The sequence below is a fragment of the Chamaesiphon polymorphus CCALA 037 genome, assembly GCF_003003845.1.
In the GTDB taxonomy this organism is placed as follows: Bacteria; Cyanobacteriota; Cyanobacteriia; order Cyanobacteriales; family Chamaesiphonaceae; genus Chamaesiphon; species Chamaesiphon polymorphus.
The window spans coordinates 1-4,127 of the sequence record NZ_PVWO01000499.1 but is presented as its reverse complement, the minus strand read 5'-3'; the positions used below and the strand labels follow the sequence as shown (position 1 = coordinate 4,127).

Annotated in this window: 5 protein-coding genes; 2 read left to right on the top strand and 3 right to left on the bottom strand. The window is 46.1% G+C overall.

The window, feature by feature from the left end; genetic code table 11:
• On the top strand, positions 1-1,524 hold a 1,524-nt coding region (locus C7B77_RS30460), incomplete at its 5' end, for a hypothetical protein (protein WP_181244028.1).
• 120 nt (positions 1,525-1,644) lie between these two features.
• On the opposite strand, the gene C7B77_RS25225 is transcribed toward C7B77_RS30460, so the two are convergent.
• Both C7B77_RS25225 and C7B77_RS25220 read right to left on the bottom strand, forming a co-directional pair.
• A complete protein-coding gene (locus C7B77_RS25225) occupies positions 1,645-1,887 on the bottom strand; it encodes a hypothetical protein (protein WP_106311427.1) in 243 nt (80 codons plus the stop codon).
• Positions 1,888-1,976: 89 nt separating this feature from the next.
• The gene (locus C7B77_RS25220; RefSeq protein WP_106311430.1) at positions 1,977-2,174 is read right to left on the bottom strand and encodes a hypothetical protein; all 198 of its coding nucleotides are present in this window, start codon (positions 2,172-2,174) and stop codon (positions 1,977-1,979) included.
• Positions 2,175-2,240: 66 nt separating this feature from the next.
• Between C7B77_RS25220 and C7B77_RS31540 the strand changes: the two genes are divergently transcribed.
• Positions 2,241-2,369: a hypothetical protein gene (locus C7B77_RS31540; protein WP_281261390.1), complete on the top strand. Its 129-nt coding sequence runs from the start codon at positions 2,241-2,243 to the stop codon at positions 2,367-2,369.
• 89 nt (positions 2,370-2,458) lie between these two features.
• On the opposite strand, the gene C7B77_RS25215 is transcribed toward C7B77_RS31540, so the two are convergent.
• The coding region (locus C7B77_RS25215; RefSeq protein ID WP_106311424.1) for an aldehyde dehydrogenase family protein at positions 2,459-4,127 on the bottom strand (1,669 nt) is incomplete at its 5' end.

Below are 4,127 nucleotides of genomic sequence, written 5' to 3'. Positions count from 1 at the left end.
GTCAAAGCACGGGTCGAAATTCCACCAGATGAGTTATTACGAGCGATTCGGAATATTGTCAAGTTACCAGAAATAATTGTTAATGGTAAAATTGAAGATTGTGCGTTGGGATTTGCTTCATATTTTACACTCGATCGCCATGCCGATTTTAGGCAGGAACTAATCGATCGAGGACAACTTGCAGCGCGCACCAAAACCGAAATATACCCCCAAGCTGATGATCTAGACGAAAAATCATGGCTGAGTGAAGTATTTCAAGCTCTGAATGTGGCAAACATAGATAATTGCTCGATTCCCAAGCGGATTTATCTAAATCTATCGTCAAAGATTTTGGATTTTGATTCGCACCGGATTGGTAATATTATCGATACCAGAGGATTGGATTTAGCAACTAAAGATCGTCGAGACTTGGCTTGCTATATTCGCGATAATGACGATTCGATTTGTATATTTACCGAAAGGTTTCCCTCAGCACCAGCAAATGTAATTCAAATTATCGGTAAGTATTTAACGCCAACAGCTAAAGACATCAATACCAAATTTGCCTTGTTAGTAATGCCGCGTAAGGGCGAGCCAGAAAAAGTTCTGGGTGCTGACGGACGAGCGGTTGACGATATCGATCGGGGATTGGCACTGAGAAAAGCTAATATCGATAATGTATTTAGTAACGAACGGATTAATTTTCCATTCGATAATATCTTATTTTATGATGCGCTCCAGGGTTATTTAGGTGATGGTAGTCTAGATCGATCTGATGAATCGATCGATATCGCTCTCGAACGCCAACAGGTATTTGCAGATATCGAGCGAGTTATTGTCGATCGCGAACGACAGTTAGAAAAAGAAATTCAACTACTCGATCGACAATTCGAGCAGATTAGAACGGGTAAAGATTTTGCCCAATTCGAGAATGAAATCGTTCTAGTTGCCCAGCAAAAGGTTCACGAACTTAGCAGCTTAAATTTAGCCAGTAATAGCTTTGCTAACGACTATGTTGACATGCTACCAGAACATCATTGCACGCTCCGTGCTACTAACAATCGTTACGGGCAATATGAATTGAGAGATATCGATATTTATTTTAACGGACGATATCTAGCTGAAAATTTAATTCGTCACAGCACCGAAAAATACAAATCCGAATTGTTGAATCTGATTAGTTTTATCGAAACTGAAATTAGTCCTGACTCAACGCTATCGGCGATCGTGCAACGATTGCGATCGCAAATCGATGGAAATTATGAAGATCTGGCGATCGATCTGGGTGTAGAAATCGAAACCATCTTGAGCGATCGATTACTCGCACCCAAAGATTATGATGAGTCTACATTCTGGCAACAAACAATCGATCGCTGGGGACAAGGTTCGGGATATAAAGTAGATGTCCTGTCCCTCTACACTCAGCAAGTAATCGAAATTGACGAGCTATTTGCCGACTTAATTCAGACAGCTTGGATCGATCGAATTATCCAACCAATTTTAGTATTTTTAGGCGAATCGACCTCAACTGGTAGATCGAGCTAAAGATTTATCAAGAAAAACTTATATCTTGCCAAATCATTGCATCGCAAAATGGTAAAAGATGCTTGACATTAGTAGTTGAAATAGTTATTCTCCGTCCTGGATATTCATCACTAAAAACAATCATTCTGCTTCGGCACTATATAACTTAGAACCAGGCAGCCGTTGACTGTCGATCGTTTGTTTGAGTTTTGCCAAGTAGGATCTGCGTTCTGCTAATTCAGTTGCCGGAACTTCTTCAGCTAACCAAGTTTTTAGTAATTCGATCGCTTGTTGATTTTTCTCAATCTGCTCTATGGTTGTTTCTCCAGCATGATTTAAAAAAGGCTTCAGCGAGGTAGCTTGACTCCGATTTTGGGATAGCACAAGTCGATTTTAAAGATGAGATTCAATAATTATAACAAATAGTATGAGACTTTCATAACACAACCAAAATCGACGATTTGTGTGGTGCATTAGAGTGTCCGATATTCGCCAGAGTTATAGTCGGCTAAAGCTTCCTTTGCCAAAAAATCTAACTTACCCGCTGCAATATCATTTTCTAATTGACGATCCCAGCGATCGTAATCCAGATCTGCCAGACGCTTAGTTAATTCGGCATAATCTGTTGGAGAAAGCTGTAAAATTGCTGCTTGGATTTGGTCAACAGTCATTGGTGCCATAATCTCGATCGATAAATTATAGTTACTCAGATTTTACGCTCTCCCCTTACTCAAAAGATGACTACAAAAAAATCCCCTCCTCTGCGAAGGCAGACGCTACGCGAACGGAGCGATGCGCGCACGCCTTTGTTTCCCGACGGTTCACGAGCGATCGAGACAGGGGTGCCCGTAGGGCGGGGTGGGTAGATTTTCGCCGCTTACCCAACACTGCGAGCATGATAATTGAGACATCGGGTGCCTCAAAGGCGGGGTGGGTGCAGCACCCCCCAAACACCCTAACCCTTCAACGCTGCCATTACCACCCCTGGCAGATTCTGCCAAGTTGGGTATGCTTCAAACTTCAGCAATTGTCGCGCCATCGCCAATAGATTCTTGTGTGTTGCAAACCAAGCCGGAGTCGGGAAAATCCGAAATGGAGCGTAGACGACAGACTTCTGGGGTCGCTCGAATAGATAACTATTGTGGACGAAACCAATCCCCGAACCGATATCTGCGAGCCGATTGCCGGGATATGCTCCCCAAGTCGTCGAGCCAAAATAAAATAACATCGCCGACCAGATATTCACCCCGATCGCGCCATACTGGAGATTGGCGATCGCCGCAGTCAATTCTGGCTGGTATTGTTTCTGAGTGCGAGTGTCGATTAACACGGTGCAAGAGAGTGTCCCCCACACCCGATCGTTCGCAAAATCCACCGCTTTGGTGAGAAAATCGACCGCAGATTCAGACTCAATCGAGACTTCAGCCAAGATGCCACAAAATGCCTCCTCAGTGAGGGCATATTCGCCCGCTACGGCAGGTACATCGGGGATGAGCGTCCAGGGTACGATCTGTGGGGTGCGCGTCCCTAATGGCTCGGATTGGGGGTAGCGATCGATAAATGCTTGATACCGCTCTTGGGCACCTGGATAGTAAGCTTGACGCGGGGGCGTCGCTGCTAATTCTTTCCGGATGGCTGCTAAAAATTCATCCCGTTGCGCCCAACCAGAGGCGGTGACGAGCACCTGTCCCGACGCGCAATCAAAACTAGCATTGTGCGCGATCGTACTGGCAACCTGGCGCGCTTGAAAAGTTAGATCTGCTGATGACCATTTGCCCGGAACGACTAAAATCGGCGTCACACAGCCGAGTTCGGAAGTAATCGGTTTCGTCAAGCGTGGCTTATTCTTCGCTTTGCGCTCTTGCTGTTCGCTGGGTGTCGCCCCCCACACGATCGCATCGTGGGTGCGATGCGAGCCTGTAATATGAATTCGATCGACTTGCGGGTGTTGACACAGATATTCGCCAACTTCAGCACCACCGTAGACAATCTGCATAAAACCTGCTTCAATCAGCGGCTCGAAGGCTGCGGCGATATACGCGCCCACATAAGCATTCACCGGATTCATCTTGATAATGACTACCTGATTTTCGCTAAATAACTTCGAGAGCGCGTCCATCGCGACAATTGCCGAAATATTCCCCGCACCCAGAATCAGCGTTACTTTACTTGCTGTGGGTTCGCGATAGATCCGTCCTTGGGTGGGGATGGTACCCGGTTGGAGCCACACCTCGCCCCGATAACCCAAGTACAATACTCGATCGATCGCATTTGCAGGCAATACTTCGGCAACAATTTGCCCGTCCTCTCGCTGTCTCAGTTTGGGTGGGGATAGTTTGCCACCTGCTTCCAAGGTAGTCATTAGCAGGCGAATATTTCGGACTGTAGAGATCGCTCCAGCAATTAATTCTTCTCCTGCCAGTGGCGATTGAGGATCGATTCCTTTGGCTTGGCAAGCTGCCATCGTCCAATCATCGGCTACTGCTAGGGTACGATCGAGACAGCTTTGGAGATATGCTAATCGTTGCTCGATCGTAGTTTGCGCCCAATTATCGCGATGACTGGAGAGGCTAGCGATGGCTCGATCGATCTCATCGAAGTTGGTAGTTGTCGGGGTGGAGGTT

Coding starts and splice junctions, on each gene's coding strand:
- C7B77_RS25220 (WP_106311430.1), bottom strand. CDS start 2,174: ATGACTGTTGACCAAATCCAAGCAGCAATTTTACAGCTTTCTCCAACA.
- C7B77_RS31540 (WP_281261390.1), top strand. CDS start 2,241: ATGACTACAAAAAAATCCCCTCCTCTGCGAAGGCAGACGCTACGCGAA.